This is a genomic window from Streptomyces sp. NPDC002156 (genome assembly GCF_053593675.1).
In genome coordinates this window covers 21,198-37,146 of sequence record NZ_JBSFDA010000037.1, presented here as the reverse complement: position 1 = coordinate 37,146, position 15,949 = coordinate 21,198, and the positions used below count along the sequence as shown (strand labels likewise).

The 15,949-nt window shown below is 70.8% G+C and carries 14 protein-coding genes and 1 tRNA gene; 11 read left to right on the top strand and 4 right to left on the bottom strand.

Going from position 1 to position 15,949, the window contains the following annotated elements; genetic code table 11:
* Positions 1-8 precede the first annotated feature (8 nt).
* Both ACWCRB_RS17760 and ACWCRB_RS17755 read right to left on the bottom strand, forming a co-directional pair.
* Entirely contained in the window at positions 9-1,286 is a 1,278-nt protein-coding gene (locus tag ACWCRB_RS17760) for an MFS transporter (protein WP_450996917.1), read from the bottom strand.
* A 228-nt stretch (positions 1,287-1,514) separates the two neighbouring features.
* Positions 1,515-3,020 (bottom strand): potassium/proton antiporter, encoded by a 1,506-nt coding sequence (locus tag ACWCRB_RS17755; RefSeq protein WP_450996954.1) that lies wholly within the window; start codon positions 3,018-3,020, stop codon positions 1,515-1,517.
* A gap of 257 nt (positions 3,021-3,277) precedes the next feature.
* Between ACWCRB_RS17755 and ACWCRB_RS17750 the strand changes: the two genes are divergently transcribed.
* On the top strand, positions 3,278-6,037 hold the full coding sequence (locus ACWCRB_RS17750) for a penicillin acylase family protein (RefSeq protein ID WP_450996916.1): 2,760 nt from the start codon (positions 3,278-3,280) through the stop codon (positions 6,035-6,037).
* A 56-nt stretch (positions 6,038-6,093) separates the two neighbouring features.
* Here the strand turns inward: ACWCRB_RS17750 and ACWCRB_RS17745 are convergent, their stop codons facing one another.
* On the bottom strand, positions 6,094-6,702 hold the full coding sequence (locus tag ACWCRB_RS17745) for a 5-formyltetrahydrofolate cyclo-ligase (protein WP_450996915.1): 609 nt from the start codon (positions 6,700-6,702) through the stop codon (positions 6,094-6,096).
* A 110-nt stretch (positions 6,703-6,812) separates the two neighbouring features.
* Between ACWCRB_RS17745 and galU the strand changes: the two genes are divergently transcribed.
* The 9 genes from galU (at position 6,813) to ACWCRB_RS17700 (ending at position 14,526) form a co-directional block, all read left to right on the top strand.
* Positions 6,813-7,715, top strand: coding sequence for a UTP--glucose-1-phosphate uridylyltransferase GalU (gene galU, locus ACWCRB_RS17740; RefSeq protein WP_450996914.1), 903 nt, complete (start codon positions 6,813-6,815; stop codon positions 7,713-7,715).
* Positions 7,716-7,720: 5 nt separating this feature from the next.
* Complete coding sequence (gene glp, locus ACWCRB_RS17735; RefSeq protein WP_450996913.1) at positions 7,721-9,064, top strand: molybdotransferase-like divisome protein Glp; 1,344 nt, start codon at positions 7,721-7,723, stop codon at positions 9,062-9,064.
* Between the two features lie 61 nt (positions 9,065-9,125).
* Positions 9,126-9,608, top strand: coding sequence for a cyclic pyranopterin monophosphate synthase MoaC (gene moaC, locus ACWCRB_RS17730; protein ID WP_235477922.1), 483 nt, complete (start codon positions 9,126-9,128; stop codon positions 9,606-9,608).
* Positions 9,605-10,156, top strand: coding sequence for a MogA/MoaB family molybdenum cofactor biosynthesis protein (locus ACWCRB_RS17725; RefSeq protein ID WP_450996912.1), 552 nt, complete (start codon positions 9,605-9,607; stop codon positions 10,154-10,156). Before moaC ends, ACWCRB_RS17725 begins: the two co-directional genes overlap by 4 nt.
* A gap of 26 nt (positions 10,157-10,182) precedes the next feature.
* Positions 10,183-10,788 (top strand): GNAT family N-acetyltransferase, encoded by a 606-nt coding sequence (locus tag ACWCRB_RS17720; protein ID WP_235477925.1) that lies wholly within the window; start codon positions 10,183-10,185, stop codon positions 10,786-10,788.
* Between the two features lie 166 nt (positions 10,789-10,954).
* Positions 10,955-12,202, top strand: a complete 1,248-nt coding sequence (gene sepX, locus ACWCRB_RS17715) for a divisome protein SepX/GlpR (protein WP_450996911.1) — start codon at positions 10,955-10,957, stop codon at positions 12,200-12,202.
* A gap of 138 nt (positions 12,203-12,340) precedes the next feature.
* A tRNA-Ala gene (locus ACWCRB_RS17710) sits at positions 12,341-12,414 on the top strand.
* A 169-nt stretch (positions 12,415-12,583) separates the two neighbouring features.
* Positions 12,584-13,894 carry a sensor histidine kinase gene (locus tag ACWCRB_RS17705; protein ID WP_450996910.1) on the top strand — a complete coding sequence of 437 codons (1,311 nt, stop codon included), beginning with the start codon at positions 12,584-12,586 and terminating at the stop codon, positions 13,892-13,894.
* Between the two features lie 17 nt (positions 13,895-13,911).
* Positions 13,912-14,526: a response regulator gene (locus ACWCRB_RS17700; protein ID WP_450996909.1), complete on the top strand. Its 615-nt coding sequence runs from the start codon at positions 13,912-13,914 to the stop codon at positions 14,524-14,526.
* Between the two features lie 59 nt (positions 14,527-14,585).
* Here the strand turns inward: ACWCRB_RS17700 and ACWCRB_RS17695 are convergent, their stop codons facing one another.
* Positions 14,586-15,074, bottom strand: a complete 489-nt coding sequence (locus tag ACWCRB_RS17695; RefSeq protein ID WP_450996908.1) for a GNAT family N-acetyltransferase — start codon at positions 15,072-15,074, stop codon at positions 14,586-14,588.
* Positions 15,075-15,143: 69 nt separating this feature from the next.
* Here ACWCRB_RS17695 and ACWCRB_RS17690 point away from each other — a divergent pair, with 69 nt between their 5' ends.
* A complete protein-coding gene (locus ACWCRB_RS17690; RefSeq protein WP_450996907.1) occupies positions 15,144-15,947 on the top strand; it encodes an exodeoxyribonuclease III in 804 nt (267 codons plus the stop codon).
* Positions 15,948-15,949: the final 2 nt, after the last annotated feature.

Genomic DNA, 15,949 nt, shown 5'->3' with positions numbered 1-15,949 from the left:
CCCGCCGATCAGTCCACTGTCACCGGCGTGCGGTGACCGACGCCACGTGCGACGGTCAGGGTCGCCGGACGGATCGTGACCCGTGGTGCGAGCCGTGAACGCAGCGCCACCAGGGTCGTCAGGGCCAGCAGAGTGCCGCCCATGGGGACCAGGAATCCGGCGCCGGCCCAGAGGCGGTCCTCCAGCTGGCCCGCGGCGGTGACGGCCGCCGCCTGGCCGAGGGCGACCGCGCCGGTCAGCCAGGTGAACGCCTCGGTGCGGGCGCCGGCCGGGACCAGAGAGTCGACCATGGTGTAGCCGGTGATCAGTGCGGGCGCGATGCACATGCCGACCAGGAGGCCGAGCCCGGCGAGGGTCAGGACGGAGTCGGCCGCCCACAGGCCGGAGGCGGTGACCGCGAGGGCCGCGTACCCGGCGACCAGGCGCCGCTGCGGGGCCATGCGCCAGGCGACGGCTCCGCAGACCAGGCCGGAGAGCATGTTGCCGGCGGCGAAGACCCCGTACAGGACGCCGTTCAGGCCGGGGTTGCCGGTGGACTCGCTGAACGCGGCGAGCGAGACCTGCATGCCGCCGAAGACGGCGCCGATGCCGAGGAATGCGACGATCAGAACGCGCACCCCGGGGACGCTCAGTGCGGAAACGCGCTCCACGCGCGCGTGCCGCCCATTCAGCGAACCGGCCGTCGTCACCGACGGCTGGGTGCTTCTCTGGGCCGCGAACAGCAGGCCGCCCAGCAGAGTCAGCGCGGCCTCGGTGACCAGGCCGGCCGCCGGGTCGACGGCCGTGCACAGGGCGGTCGCGAGCAGCGGGCCGAAGACGAAGGTCAGCTCGTCGGTGACGGACTCGAAGGCCGCCGCCGTCGGCATCAGGGGCGAGTCCTGGAGTTTCGCCGCCCAGCGGGCGCGGACCATGGGGCCGATCTGGGGCGTGGAGGCGCCGGTCAGGACGGCGGCGGCGAACAGGGTCCACAAGGGGGCGCCGGTCAGCGCCAGCGTCGTCAGGGCGAGACCGGACAGGGTGTGCAGGACGACACCGGGGACGAGGACCGCGCGCTGTCCGTGGCGGTCGGCGAGGCGGCCCCCGTAGGGTGCGCACAGGGCCATGGAGACGCCGGTGACGGCGGCCACGGCGCCGGCGGTGCCGTACGAGCCGGTGGTGTGCTGGACGAGCAGCACGATGGAGATGGTGAGCATCGCGAACGGCTGTCGCGCGGCGAAGCCGGGGAGCAGGAACGTCCAGGCGCCGGGGGTACGGAGCAGCTGTCCGTAGGTGACCGTGGATGCCACGGCCGTGCCTTTCTGCTGCCTGGTAGCGCGACCCCTTGTGTGCGGGCGGCGCCGAGAGCTGTCCTCTTGCGCGGACTGCGGTAGATGCCGACGCCCCCGCAGAGGATGTCCCGGCCGCCATACGGTCGCGCCAGCTCTGCTTCAGACAGAGTTGGTTCGATCAGGGTGCGCCTTCACTGTACAGGGGCAATGGGGCCCCGTACCTCGGAAAGGAAGCGGAGAGGTGCGTCACGCCTCTGCTCCGTTGCCGCCCGTCCCCAGCCACTGGGCCAGCTTGCCGCCCTGGCCGACGGCCCGCAGGCGGCGTTCCGTCGCGTCGCGGACCGGGTCGGTGGTCACCACGAGGAGTTCGTCGCCTCGGCGCAGGACCGTGGTGGGAAGCGGAACGAACGATTTTTCATCGCGGACGACGAGGGTGACGGCGGCGCCCGGCGGCAGCCTCAGCTCGCCCACCTCGACGCCGTGCATCTTGGAGCCGTCGGGGATCGCGACGGACAGCAGATGCCCGCGCAGCCGCTCCAGGGGTGCTGATTCGATGCCGAGGTCGGCGGGCCCCTCGCCCTGGCCCAGGTGCAGTTTGCGGGCCAGCCAGGGGAGCGTCGGTCCCTGGACGAGGGTGTAGACGACGACCAGGACGAAGACGATGTTGAAGATGCGGCGGCTGTCCTCGATGCCGCTCACCATGGGGATCGTCGCCAGGATGATGGGCACGGCGCCGCGCAGCCCGGCCCAGGACATCAGGGTCTGCTCCTGCCACGGCACCCGGAACGGCGTCAGGCTGACGATCACGCTGAGCGGGCGCGCCACCATGGTCAGGACCAGGCCGATGACGAGCGCGGGCCAGATGTCGTCGCCCATCTCGTGCGGGGTGACCTGCAGGCCGAGCAGGACGAACATGCCGATCTGGGCGATCCAGCCGAGTCCGTCGGCGAAGCCGCGGGTGGCCGGCCAGTGCGGCAGCTTGGCGTTGCCGAGGACCATGGCGGCCAGGTAGACCGCGAGGAAGCCGCTGCCGTGGGCCAGTGCGCCGGCGGCGTACGCGGTGACCGCGATCGCCATCACGGCGATGGGGTAGAGGCCGGACGCGGGCAGGGCCACGTGCCTGAGGCCCCAGGAGCCGAGCCAGCCGACCGTGATGCCGATGGCGGCGCCGATGGCCAGTTCCAGCACGATGACGCCCAGCAGCGTGTACCAGTGCTCGACCGGGCCCGCGGTGGACAGCGAGACGACCAGGATGACCACGGGGGCGTCGTTGAAGCCCGACTCGGCCTCCAAGGTGCCCGTCACGCGCGCGGGGAGGGGGATTTTCCGCAGGACGGAGAAGACCGCCGCCGCGTCCGTCGAGGAGACGACCGCCCCGATGATGAACGCCTGCCGCCATTCCAGCCCGATCAGGTAGTGCGCGGCCGTCGCCGTGATCCCGACACTGACCGCGACCCCCGCCAGCGCCAGCGCGGAGGCGGCCGGGAGGGCGGGCTTGATCTCCTTCCACTTCGTGGCGAGTCCGCCCTCGGCCAGGATCACGACCAGGGCCGCGTATCCGATGACTTGGGTCAGTTCGGCGTTGTCGAAGTGGATGTCGCCGATGCCGTCCTGGCCCATGGCGACGCCGATCCCCAGGTATACGAGCAGGCTGGGGAGCCCGCTGCGCGAGGAGATCCGGACCGCTGCCACAGCGATGAGGAGGACGAGCGAGCAGACGAGCAGGAGCTGGTTGAGATGGTGGACAGTCAGCGGCCGTTCCCTTCACTGGCCCGGCGCGGCACGCGCGCGGGTCATGTACATCGGACACGACGTGAGGTCACCGCGTACCCGAGTACTTCGTTACCTTACCTAACTCTTGACGATTTCTTGACGCTTCCGCAGGCATGATCGAACGCCCGTCCGTTCGCGTACCCGACTCCGCGTCAAGTCGCGTCGGGCCCTGCGCCTATGGTTGCTCCAGCACTCCAGTACCGCCTGCCGCTCGCGTTAGGACAGCAAGGACAGCGATGCCCCCCACTACCACCAGCTCTTCCGGCCACAAGCCCGGCAAGTCCGGCAGGAAGAAGGGGCGCAAAGCCCGACTGTTCGTGATCGTCCTGGTTCTGGCGATCATCGGAGGCGTCGCCTACGGCGCGTTCTGGTCCGTGAGTACCGTCCGGGCCTCCTTCCCGCAGACCAAGGGATCGATCTCGCTCGAGGGCCTGTCGGGGCCCGTCGACGTCAAGCGCGACAGCTACGGCATCCCGCAGATCTACGCCTCCTCCGACGAGGACCTGTTCATGGCACAGGGCTACGTCCAGGCGCAGGACCGGTTCTACGAGATGGACGTACGCCGGCACATGACCTCGGGCCGGCTCTCCGAGATGTTCGGCAAGGGGCAGGTCGACAACGACGAGTTCCTGCGCACTCTGGGCTGGGACCGGGTGGCGAAGGAGGAGTACGACAAGACCCTGTCGGCCGCCACGAAGAAGTACCTCCAGGCCTACGCCAAGGGGGTCAACGCCTACCTCAAGGGCAAGGACGGCGCGGAGATCTCCCTGGAGTACGCGGCTCTCGGGTTCAGCAACGACTACAAGCCGCAGGAGTGGACCCCGGTCGACTCGGTCGCGTGGCTGAAGGCGATGGCCTGGGACCTGCGCGGCAACATGCAGGACGAGATCGACCGCTCCCTGCTGACCAGCCGCCTCGGCCCGCAGCAGATCGCCGACCTGTACCCGGAGTACCCGTACAGCCGCAACAAGCCGATCGTCCAGGAGGGCGAGTACGACGCCTCCTCCGGGACGTTCGTCAAGAGCGGCACAGGTACGAGCACGCAGACCGGCTCCTCGGGGTCGGGTACGTCGTCCTACGCCTCCGTGGACTCCGCGGCGCTCCAGAGCCAGCTGGAGGGCCTCTACCGGGTCCTGGACGACGTCCCGACGGCCGTCGGTGTGAACGGCAACGGCATCGGCTCGAACTCCTGGGTCGTCTCGGGCGCCCACACCATCACCGGCAAGCCGCTGCTGGCCAACGACCCGCACCTGTCCCCGTCGCTGCCGTCCGTCTGGTACCAGATGGGCCTGCACTGCCGCAGCGTCTCCGCCAAGTGCCAGTACGACGTCTCCGGGTACACCTTTGCGGGCATGCCCGGTGTGATCATCGGGCACAACGGTGACATCGCCTGGGGCATGACCAACTCGGGCGCCGACGTCACCGACCTCTACCTGGAGAAGCTCTCCGGCGACGGCTACCTGTACGACGGCAGGACGAAGCCGTTCACCACGCGCGAGGAGACCATCAAGGTCGCGGGCGGCGCGTCCAAGACGATCGTCGTCCGCGAGACCGACAACGGGCCCCTGCTGTCCGACCGCGACGACGAGCTGGTCAAGGTCGGCAAGAAGGCCACCGTCGACGCCTCCGCCCCCGACCGGGGCGACGGCTACGGCATCGCGCTGCGCTGGACCGCGCTGGACCCCGGCAAGTCCATGGACGCCGTCTTCCTGATGGACAAGGCGTCCAACTGGACCGAGTTCCGCGCGGCGGCGGCCTCCTTCGACGTGCCCTCGCAGAACCTCGTCTACGCCGACACCGAGGGCCACATCGGCTACCAGCTGCCGGGACTCATCCCCAAGCGCGCGGCGGGCGACGACGGCTCGCTCCCGGTCCCCGGCTGGGACTCCAAGTACCGCTGGACCGGCTACCTCAAGCAGTCCGAGCTGCCCTTCGAGTTCGACCCCGCGCGCGGCTACATCGTGACCGCCAACCAGGCCGTCGTCGACAAGGCCAAGTACCCGTACACGCTCACCACGGACTGGGGCTACGGCACCCGCAGCCAGCGCATCGCCGACCTGATCGCCTCGAAGATCAGGGGCGGCGGCAAGATCTCCACCGACGACATGCGCCAGATGCAGCTGGACAACAGCAGCGAGATCGCCAGGCTGCTGGTGCCGAAGCTGCTGGCGATCGACGTCAAGGACAAGTACGTCCGCGAGGCGCAGAAGCTCCTGGTGGGCTGGGACTACACCCAGGACGCCGACTCGGCCGCGGCGGCCTACTTCAACGCGGTCTGGCGCAACATCCTGAAGCTCGCCTTCGGCAACAAGCTGCCTAAGGAGGTGCGGGTCAAGGGCCAGTGCCTCTACGTGAAGCCGGTCAACACCACCAGCCCCGCCGACGCGGACCAGCGCGTCCTCGAATGCGGGCAGCGGGACGCGGACCAGGCGCAGCCGGACGGCGGCGACCGCTGGTTCGAGGTGGTCCGCAAGATCATCAACGACACGGACAACGACTGGTGGAGCACGCCGGCCACCCGTACCGAGAAGGCCGCGACCAACCGCGACCAGCTGTTCTCGCGCGCCATGACGGACGCCCGCTGGGAGCTGACCGCCAAGCTCGGCAAGGACATCGACACCTGGAGCTGGGGCCGGCTGCACCGCCTGTTCCTGAAGAACCAGACCCTGGGCACCGAGGGCCCCGGCTTCCTGCAGTACATCCTCAACCGCGGCCCCTGGAAGCTCGGCGGCGGCGAGGCGACGGTCAACGCGACCGGCTGGAACGCGGCCGGCGGCTACGGCGTCGTCTGGGTGCCGTCGATGCGGATGGTGGTCAACCTCGGCGACCTCGACAAGTCGAAGTGGATCAACCTGACGGGAGCCTCCGGGCACGCCTTCAGCGACCACTACACCGACCAGACGGGCAAGTGGGTCGACGGCGAACTGCTGGACTGGTCCTTCACGGACAAGGCGGTCGAGGACAGCACGAACGACACACTGCTGCTGAAGCCATGAGCCTGCGGTAGTCCCGAAACGGCCCTCCACGCGCGCGTGGAGGGCCATTTCCCGTTCTACGAGAGCCTGCGGAACCGGCGTACTCCCGAAGGCGTGACCACCGCGTGCACCGGCCGGTCGTGCGGCTCGGCCGGGACGCGGGGGACGACCTCGGAGTCGTACAGCAGCACCACCAGGGCCGGATCGGCGCCCGACCGCTCCAGCCGGGCCAGCACCCGGTCGTACGAGCCTCCGCCGCGCCCCAGCCGCATCCCCCGGTCGTCCACGGCCAGGCCGGGCAGCAGGACGGCGTCGGCGGTCGTCACGGCGTCCGCGCCGAGGCGGTCGCCGGACGGCTCCAGCAGGGCCATCCGCCCGCCGTGCCTCACCTCCTCCAAGGACCCCTCGCCGTTGTACGTGCCCCAGTCGAGGTCGTTGTCCGGGAGGAGGACCGGCAGCAGGACGCGCACCCCGCGCGCGTGGAGGGCGTCCAGGAGGGTGCGGGTGCCGGGTTCGGTGCCGACGGCGACGTACGCGGCCACCGTGCGCGCGCGGGCGAGTTCGGGCAGGCCGAGTGCGCGGGCGGCGAGGGCCGTAGCCGCCTCTTGGACATCGGCGGCCGTCAACCTGCTTCTCACCGCCAGGAAGTCCCGCCGCAACATTCGCTTGTCAGGCTGTGCCTCCATGGCTCTCCCACTGTCGTTCCCAGAACTCTCATATGGTTCATATGCTGAAATGAGCGTCAATTAATCGGAGCCTCAGAATCGGCCCAAAGGCACCGGATAAGGTTGCGGCCATGACTGAGTCGCACCCCAGGATCAGCAAGGCTGTCATCCCCGCAGCAGGCCTCGGCACCCGGTTCCTGCCGGCCACCAAGGCCACTCCCAAGGAGATGCTGCCGGTCGTCGACAAGCCGGCGATCCAGTACGTGGTCGAGGAGGCCGTCTCCGCGGGCCTCGACGACGTCCTCATGATCACGGGACGCAACAAGCGCCCCCTCGAGGACCACTTCGACCGCAACTACGAGCTGGAGTCCGCCCTTCAGAAGAAGGGCGACGCCGCGCGACTCGCCAAGGTCCAGGAGTCCAGCGACCTCGCCACCATGCACTACGTCCGCCAGGGCGACCCCAAGGGCCTCGGCCACGCTGTCCTGTGCGCCGCCCCGCACGTCGGCCACGAGCCCTTCGCCGTCCTCCTCGGCGACGACCTCATCGACCCCCGCGACCCCCTCCTCCAGCGCATGGTCGAGGTCCAGGAGCAGCACGGCGGCAGCGTCATCGCCCTCATGGAGGTCGCCCCCGAGCAGATCCACCTGTACGGCTGCGCGGCCGTCGAGACCACCGACGACGGCGACGTCGTCAAGGTCACAGGCCTGGTCGAGAAGCCCGAGGCGGCGGACGCCCCGTCGAACTACGCGATCATCGGCCGCTACGTCCTCGACCCGAACATCTTCGGCGTACTCCGCCGGACCGAGCCCGGCCGCGGCGGCGAGATCCAGCTCACCGACGCCCTCCAGCAGCTCGCCGACGACGAGAAGGTCGGCGGCCCCGTGCACGGCGTCGTCTTCAAGGGCCGCCGCTATGACACCGGGGACCGCGGCGACTACCTGCGTGCCATTGTCAGACTCGCATGCGAACGTGAAGACCTGGGCCCGGACTTCCGGACCTGGCTTCGCAGTTACGTAGCCGAGGAGATGTAGCAACGTTGAGCAGCGCCGCGCCCCGCACCACCGGCCAGGACCACCTGTGGTCGGTGGACGAACACCTGGAGGACATCCTCGCGACCGTCCGCCCCCTCGAACCCATCGAGCTGCAACTCCTCGACGCCCAGGGCTGTGTCCTGGTCGAGGACGTCACGGTGCAGGTCTCCCTGCCGCCGTTCGACAACAGCTCCATGGACGGGTACGCGGTCCGGGTCGCGGATGTCGCCGGCGCGAGCGAGGAGTACCCGGCCGCCCTGACGGTGATCGGGGACGTCGCGGCCGGCCAGGACGGACTGCTCCACGTGGGCCCCGGCCAGGCCGCCCGCATCATGACCGGCGCCCCGCTGCCGCCCGGCGCCGAGACCGTCGTCCCCGTGGAGTGGACCGACGGCGGCCTCGGCGAGGGCCCCGTCACCGGGATGCGCCCCGGCAGCGCGGACCCCGAGGGCCCCCAGGGCCAGGTCTGCGTGCACCGCCCGGCACCGGCACGCGCGCATGTGCGCGCGCAGGGCAGCGACGTCCAGGCCGGCGACCGAGCCCTCGCCGAGGGCACCGTCCTCGGCCCGCCGCAGATCGCCCTGCTCGCCGCGATCGGCCGCGCCACCGTACGCGTGCGCCCGCGCCCGCGCGTGGTCGTCATGTCCACCGGCAGCGAGCTGATCCAGCCCGACGAGAAGCTCGCCGGCGGCCAGATCTACGACTCCAACAGCTTCGCCCTCACCGCAGCCGCCCGGGACGCCGGTGCGATCGCCTACCGCGTGGGCGCGGTCGCCGACGACGCCGAGACCCTCCGCTCCACCATCGAGGACCAGCTCGTCCGCGCCGACCTCGTCGTCACCACCGGAGGCGTCAGCGTGGGCGCCTACGACGTGGTCAAGGAGGCCCTCTCGCACGTGGCCGACGAGGACGAGCCCGGCGCCGGCGTCGACTTCCGCAAGCTCGCCATGCAGCCCGGCAAGCCCCAGGGCTTCGGCACCGTCGGCCCCGACCACACCCCGCTGCTCGCCCTGCCGGGCAACCCGGTGTCGTCGTACGTCTCCTTCGAACTGTTCGTGCGGCCCGCGATCCGTGCCCTGATGGGCCTGCCCGACGTCCACCGGCCCACGGCCAGAGCGGTCCTGGAGACGGGCAAGGCGCTGACCTCGCCGGCCGGGCGCCGCCAGTTCCTGCGCGGCACCTACGCGGACGGGCGCGTGACGCCGGTCGGCGGCGCCGGCTCCCACCTGATCGCGGCCCTCGCGCACGCCGACGCGCTGATCGTCGTACCCGAGGACACGGAGTCCCTGGAGCCCGGCGCCGAGGTCGAGGTCGTGCTGCTCGGCCGGCCGGTGGGCTGGGGCGGCTGAGGGGCGCGGGTTGGGAGTACCGTGTCGCGCACAACAGGCCCGACCGGGAGCGCCGCAGCACATGAGCACGCAGGACGACCGACTGACGCACATCGACGAGGCGGGCGCCGCCCGCATGGTCGACGTATCCGGGAAGGACGTGACCGCGCGGACCGCCCGTGCCAGCGGACGTGTCCTCGTCTCGCCCCGCGTGATCGAGCTGCTGCGCGGGGAGGGCGTCCCCAAGGGCGACGCCCTGGCCACCGCGCGGATCGCGGGCATCATGGGAGCCAAGCGCACCCCGGATCTGATCCCGCTCTGCCACCCGTTGTCGGTGTCGGGTGTGAAACTGGATCTGTCGGTCGCGGACGACGCCGTCGAGATCCTGGCCACCGTGAAGACGACGGACCGCACGGGCGTCGAGATGGAGGCCCTCACCGCGGTCTCGGTCGCCGCGCTCACCGTGATCGACATGGTCAAGGCTGTCGACAAGGGAGCGGTCATCACGGACGTCCGGGTGGAGGAGAAGACCGGCGGGAAGTCGGGCGACTGGAGCCGGTCATGACACCGGCGACACTGCCTGCCGACGCCGGGGGCGCGCTGCTCGCGCCGTACGCCGCCCTGGTCGTGACCGCGTCCAACCGCGCGGCGGCCGGCGTGTACGAGGACAAGAGCGGCCCGGTGCTCGTGGCGGGGCTGGAGAAGTTCGGCTTCGCCGTCGACGGACCGTGGGTCGTGCCCGACGGCGACCCGGTGGAGGACGCCCTGCGGGCCGGCGTCCAGGCCGGGTACGACGTCGTCGTCACCACCGGCGGTACCGGCATCTCGCCCACCGACCGTACCCCGGAGGCGACCCGCGCGGTGCTCGACCGGGAGGTCCCGGGCATCGCCGAGGCCATCCGGGCCTACGGCCGGGAGAAGGTGCCGGCGTCGGCGCTGTCGCGCGGACTCGCCGGAGTCGCGGACGGCACACTGATCGTCAATCTGCCGGGTTCCAGCGGCGGGGTGAAGGACGGACTGACCGTCCTGGAGCCCCTGTTGAAGCACGCCGTCGACCAGATCCGGGGCGGAGACCACCCCAGACCCGACGGCAGCAGTGGGGGTGCGAGCTGAACAGCCCATCCTGGCCGGTCGAGCTGGTGGACGGCGATGTCGTCCTCCGGCCCGTCAGGCTGCGCGACCAGCGGGTCTGGCGTGAGGTCAACCGGCGCAACCGGGACTGGCTGCGCCCATGGGAGGCGACGATCCCGCCTCCGACACCGAGCGGCCCGATCGCCCACCGGCCGACCTACCGTCAAATGGTCCGCCATCTGCGCGCGGAGGCGAACGCGGGCCGGATGCTGCCGTTCGCCATCGAGTACCAGGGGCAGCTGGTCGGCCAGTTGACGGTCGCCGGCATCACCTGGGGCTCGATGTGCTCGGGCCACGTCGGCTACTGGGTGGACGAGGCGGTGGCGGGCCGGGGCGTCATGCCGACGGCGGTCGCCCTCGCTGTCGACCACTGCTTCCGCACGGTCGGACTGCACCGCATCGAAGTCTGCATTCGCCCCGAGAACGGGCCAAGCCGCCGGGTCGTGGAGAAACTCGGATTCCGCGAGGAGGGACTCAGGCCCCGCTATCTCCACATCGACGGGGCCTGGCGGGACCATCTCGTCTTCGCGCTCACAGCGGAAGAGGTGCCCGAGGGGTTGCTGAGCCGCTGGCAGCGGGCACGATCCCAGAACACGCCGCGAAATCCCGCGTAAATTGAATAAGTGTTCGAAAGCGATCGACTTCGGGTGCCAAATGCGCACCCTCGAAGACCCGCTGATCGCACCGATCACAAAAAAAGCTCGAAATATCAGCCAGATCGTGCGACACACCGGCTCAATTGGCAGATGGCCTTACGCAAACCCCTCTACCGTGTGAGGCGTGAGCAGCAGCGGCCTCATCTACGCAGTCATTGTCGGGGCCTGGGCCGCCTACTTGGTGCCGATGTGGCTCCGTAGGCAGGACGAGCTGAACGAGGCTCGTCCGACGGAACGCTTCAGCACCGCCATCCGGCTCCTGTCCGGACGGGCGGGCATGGAGCGCCGGTACGCCAAGGACCTGCGGGCGCGCTCCACCGACGAGGGGGAGCACAGCGCCGGAGACCCGGAGGGTGTCACCGACTCGGTGGACGTCCGGGCCTTCGCCATGCCCCCGGCCCGTCCCCAGGCAAAGGCCCAGGTACAGGAACAGGTTCAACAGGAGCAGGCTCCGGCGCAGCAGCGGGCGCCGAAGCGGGAGCAGCAGGCGCCGGCCCCGGCCCCGACGAGGGAACGGGAGCGCGAGCGCGTACCGGCGGCTCGTCGGAGCGCGGGCACCTCGGCGGAAGCCGCCGCGCGCGCCCGGCGCTCGAAGGTGCTTGCGCGCCGTCGGCGTACGACGGTGATGCTGTTCTTCGCCTTCACGCTCGGCGCGATCGTCGCGGCGGTCGGCGGACTCGCCCTGCTCTGGGCCCCCGCTGTCCCGGCGGTCATGCTGAGCGGATACATCGCCTATCTGCGTACGCAGGAACGGCGCCGTTTCGCCTACCAGATGGACCGGCGCCAGGCCGAGCTGGCCGCGCAGCGACTGCGTGAGCGCCAGCCCCGGCGGCGGCCGTCCACCGACCCCGGCACCGAGGACCAGGACGAGCACCCGGAGCCGGAGACGGACCCCGGTCTGTCGGCACTGTCCGCGCTCGCCGCGGACCGGCGTGCGTTGGTCGAGCAGACCGACCACGCGGAGTGGGTCGACCAGCAGCGCGAACGCCAGCGCCGCCCCGGCCACGGCGACAGCTGGGACCCGGTCCCGGTACCCCTGCCGACGTACGTGACCGCCCCGGTCGCCCCCCGCGCCACGTCCGACGTGGACCTCGGCGCACCGGACGCCTGGAGTTCGGCGCGGTCGAGCACGGTGGGGCGCGAGTCGGAGGAGTCGGCGACGACGGAGGACGCGGCGGAGTCGGAGCCGGACCTGTCGTCGGAGCCGGAGCCGGAGCCGGAGTCGGAGCAGGGCCAGGAAGGCCCGGAGGGTGCGGACGGCCGCACCGACGCCCGTCGCGCGGCATCCGCCCGCCGGGCCCGCGAGCGTGGCCGCACGCCTCTGTTCGACCAGTACGAGGACGGCGAGCGGCCCCGCGCGGCCAACGAGTAACGAGCACCACACGCCTCCGCCCGGCCGCACCCGGCCCGAACTTCGGGCAGGTGGGGGAGCGTGCGGGGGCCTCGACCGAGGGCGCGGAACGGATTTCCGAGCACCCGGATCGGGATGCTAGAGTTTCACTCGTTGCAAGGGCCTGTGGCGCAGTCTGGTAGCGCACCTCGTTCGCATCGAGGGGGTCTGGGGTTCAAATCCCCACAGGTCCACGCACAGCTCGAAGCCCCGGCGGGTTTTCCCGTCGGGGCTTCGGCATGTCCGGGGGCGGTCGGGCAAGTCCGAGGGGTTTCTCGTGACTTGGGGGTAGGGACAGGCATACCCCCAACCCGCCCGCTGGGCCCATGGTGGGACCAACACGCGCCTCCTACCGTGATCGTCATGCAGTCGAAGAGCGTGTGGCAGGCCATGGGCCGGCCGGTGTTTCTGGTGTCGTGGTGGCCCTGGCGGGCGGTCGTCTATCTCGTCAGTGGGGCCGTGACCGGGGCCCTCGTCTTTGCGCTGGTCGTGCTCATGGCGGTGGCCGGTGGGGCGCTCGCCGTGGTGCTTGTGGGGCTGCCGCTGCTGGTCGCCCTCGCGCTCTCCGGGCTTCCCGTCGCCCGGATCGAGCGGCTCAGGCTGCGGATCGTCGATGCTGAGGCGGTGCCCGATCCGCATCGGGAGCCCGTGGTGCCGGGGCTGCGGGCCTGGCTGGTCGTGCGGTTGCGGGAGCGGGCCACCTGGCGGGAGCTGGGGTATGTGGTGCTGTTCGCAGGGCTGTTGTGGCCCGTGGACGCTCTTGTCGTCGCCGTCGGGCTGCTCGTACCGGTGTCCCTCGTGGCGACGCCGGTGCTCATGGCCACCGTCGGCGACGGGCAGGAGGCCAAGGTGCTCAAGGAGTGGACCGTCACCGGGTGGCCGACTGCCTTCGGGGTCTCGGTTCTTGGGCTGGTGCTGCTTGGCTTGAGTGCTTATGCGCTCGGGGTTGTCGCCGGGGCGCGGGCCGGGCTGACGCGGCTGCTGATCGCCGCCCGTGACGTCGAGTTGAGGGAGCGGGTCGTCGAACTCGCCCGTTCCCGTGTGCGGTTGGTGGACGCCTTCGAGGCCGAGCGGCGGCGGATCGAGCGTGATCTGCACGACGGGGCCCAACAGCGGCTGGTCGCCCTGTCGGTGACTCTCGGAGTGGCCAGGCTGGACGCGCCGCCGGGGTCGCCGCTCGCCGAGCAACTGGCCAAGGCCCAGGGGGAGGTGGGGACCGCGCTGGAGGAACTGCGCGAGCTGATCCACGGGATCCATCCCCAGGTGCTCACGGATTACGGGCTTCAGGCTGCCGTCGCCGACGCCGCGGATCGTGCGGCCGTGCCCGTGGACGTCAGCCTCGACCTGCCCGGACGCCTGCCCCGGGCCGTCGAGTCGGCCGCGTACTTCGTGGTCTGCGAGGCGCTCACCAACGTCGACCGGCACAGTGGGGCCAGTCGGGCCGAGGTCGGGGGCGGGCATCGTGACGGGCGGCTGTTCGTCGAGGTGCGGGACGACGGGTGCGGTGGGGCCGATCCCGGTGGTGGTAGTGGGCTCGTCGGGCTCTCGGACCGGGTGTCAGTGCTCGATGGCAGACTTTCCCTGTCCAGCCCGCCGGGTGGACCTACGGCGCTGCGGGTGGAGATTCCTTGCGAGTGGAGCCAGTTGACGGATCGCGGCCGGCGCTCCGCGTAGTCCTCGCAGAGGACAGCGTGCTGCTCAGGGAAGGGCTGATCGGGCTGCTCACCCGCGTCGGCCACGAGGTCGTGGCTGCCGTCGGGGACGCGGAGGCGCTGCTCGCGGCGGTCGCCGAGCACGAGCCCGACATCGTGGTGACGGACGTACGCATGCCGCCCGGGTTCCGGGACGAGGGGCTGCACGCCGCGGTGCAGCTGCGTGAGGCCCGGCCGTCGCTGCCCGTGCTCGTCCTCAGCCAGTACGTCCAGCGGGCCTATGCCGCCGAGCTGCTCGACTCCGGGGACGGCACCGGCGTCGGGTATCTGCTCAAGGACCGGGTCGGGCAGGTCGAGGAGTTCGTCGACGCGCTGGGGCGGGTCGCGGACGGGGGTACGGTCGTCGACCCCGAAGTCGTACGGCAGTTGCTGCGCCGGCGGCGCGACCCGTTGGAGCGGCTGACCCCGCGTGAGCGCGAGGTGCTGGCGCTGATGGCGGAGGGCCGGTCCAACGGCTCGATAGCGCGTGAGCTGGTTGTCTCCGAGGCTGCCGTCGGCAAGCACATCGGTGGCATTCTCGCGAAGCTGGAGTTGCCTCCGGCGGACGAGACGCATCGGCGGGTGCTGGCGGTGCTCACCTATCTGCGGGCGTGAGGGACCTGTTTGCGCGGGCGTGAGCCGACCGGCCCCCCGTATCGGCTATGGGCTGTCGGCTATCGGTCCTGCAGGCTCTTCGCGAAGCAGCGGCTCGATTCGAAGTGGCGGTAGTAGCCGAACTTCTCGCAGGGTTCGTAGCCGCTGGAGGTGTAGAGGGCGATGGCCTCCGGCTGTCTGTCGCCCGTCTCCAGGACCATGCGGGTGCGGCCGGCGGTGCGGGCGTCGTCCTCCAGGGCGGCGAGTATGCGGCGGGCCAGGCCGAGGCCGCGGGCCTCCTCGACGACGTACATCCGCTTCAGCTCGGCGTCGCCGGGCAGATAGCCTTCCTCGGTCTCCTCGTCGTGGCCGCGCCAGCCGCCGGTGGCCACCGGGCGGTCCTGCTCGTCGTACGCGATCAGATACAGGCCGGACGGCGGGTCGAACATCGCCGGGTCGAGATGCGTGACGTCTCCGTCGTCGTTGTAGCGGGCGGCGTACTCGGCCTGGACCTGGTCGTTGAGCTTCACGGCGTCGGGGTGGTCGAAGGAGACCCGGCGGATATTCATGCCGACCACCGTACATCTATGCGCGCTCCTGTCGCCAGGGAGTTTCGGTCGGGCGGGTATCGTGCCCGCGTGCTGACAGTGACCTCTGTGAATGTGAACGGACTGCGGGCCGCCGCGAAGAAGGGCTTCGTGGAGTGGCTCGCCGAGACCTCCGCCGATGTGCTGTGCCTCCAGGAGGTGCGCGCCGAGCCCCAGCAGCTGCCGGAGGAGGTCCGCGCGCCCGAGGGCTGGTACGTCACGCACGCGCCCGCCGCCGCCAAGGGCCGCGCCGGCGTCTCCCTCTACAGCCGCCGTGAGCCCGACCGTGTCCAGGTCGGCTTCGGCTCCGCCGAGTTCGACGGCAGCGGCCGGTACGTCGAGGCCGACCTGCCCGGTGTCACCGTCGCGAGCCTGTATCTGCCGTCCGGCGAGGTCGGCACTGACCGGCAGGACGAGAAGATCCGCTTCATGGACGAGTTCCTCGCCTATCTGAAGGACCTGCGCGAGCGGGCCGCCGCCGACGGGCGCGAGGTCGTCGTCTGCGGCGACTGGAACATCGCCCACCAGCCGGCCGACCTCAAGAACTGGCGCGCCAACCAGAAGAACTCCGGGTTCCTGCCGGAGGAGCGGGAGTGGCTCGGGCGGGTGCTCGACGCGGGGGACGGCGGGTACGTGGATGTGGTGCGGGCGCTGCATCCGGAGGTCGAGGGGCCGTACTCGTGGTGGTCTTATCGGGGGCGGGCCTTTGACAACGATTCAGGGTGGCGGATCGATTATCAGATCTCGACGGCGGGGCTCGCCGGCAAGGCCGTCAAGGGGTACGTCGAGCGCGCGGCCACCCATGCCGAGCGCTGGTCCGACCATGCGCCCGTCACCGTCGTCTACAACCTCTGAGC

What these genes read in the sequence shown, in the direction of transcription:
- ACWCRB_RS17750 (WP_450996916.1), top strand. Translation starts at nt 3,278, where the DNA reads ATGCCCCCCACTACCACCAGCTCTTCCGGCCACAAGCCCGGCAAGTCC.
- ACWCRB_RS17745 (WP_450996915.1), bottom strand. Translation starts at nt 6,702, where the DNA reads ATGGAGGCACAGCCTGACAAGCGAATGTTGCGGCGGGACTTCCTGGCG.
- galU (WP_450996914.1), top strand. Translation starts at nt 6,813, where the DNA reads ATGACTGAGTCGCACCCCAGGATCAGCAAGGCTGTCATCCCCGCAGCA.
- moaC (WP_235477922.1), top strand. Translation starts at nt 9,126, where the DNA reads ATGAGCACGCAGGACGACCGACTGACGCACATCGACGAGGCGGGCGCC.
- ACWCRB_RS17725 (WP_450996912.1), top strand. Translation starts at nt 9,605, where the DNA reads ATGACACCGGCGACACTGCCTGCCGACGCCGGGGGCGCGCTGCTCGCG.
- ACWCRB_RS17705 (WP_450996910.1), top strand. Translation starts at nt 12,584, where the DNA reads ATGCAGTCGAAGAGCGTGTGGCAGGCCATGGGCCGGCCGGTGTTTCTG.
- ACWCRB_RS17695 (WP_450996908.1), bottom strand. Translation starts at nt 15,074, where the DNA reads ATGAATATCCGCCGGGTCTCCTTCGACCACCCCGACGCCGTGAAGCTC.